The 283-nt window shown below is 75.6% G+C and carries 1 protein-coding gene; it reads right to left on the bottom strand.

Going from position 1 to position 283, the window contains the following annotated elements; genetic code table 11:
- On the bottom strand, positions 1-283 hold a 283-nt coding region (locus B9S61_RS04895; RefSeq protein WP_146064713.1), incomplete at both ends, for a DUF5682 family protein.

Raw genomic sequence — 283 nt, 5'->3', positions numbered from 1 at the left:
GGCAGGCCGCGCAGCCGGGCGAGGTCGGAGGCGAGCCGGCAGATCTCCCGCGCGTCGGCGGGTCCGGAGGGGTGGCCGAGTCCGCGCAGCTCTGCGCAGACGCGTACGGCCGCCCGGGTCAGGGCCTCCTCGAGCGCCGCGGGGTCGCCTTGCGCGCGCAGGACCATGTCCTGCCACTCGGGGTCCCGGATGCCTGCCGGGTAGCCGGACCGCTCGTCGAGCAGGGCGTACGTGTACGGGATCAGCGAGGTGGTCCAGCCGGGCCGACCTGTGTCCGGTTCAG

This window comes from Streptomyces sp. SM1 (assembly GCF_002910825.1).
In the GTDB taxonomy this organism is placed as follows: Bacteria; Actinomycetota; Actinomycetes; order Streptomycetales; family Streptomycetaceae; genus Streptomyces; species Streptomyces okerensis.
This window is presented reverse-complemented; position numbering and strand designations above follow the sequence as displayed.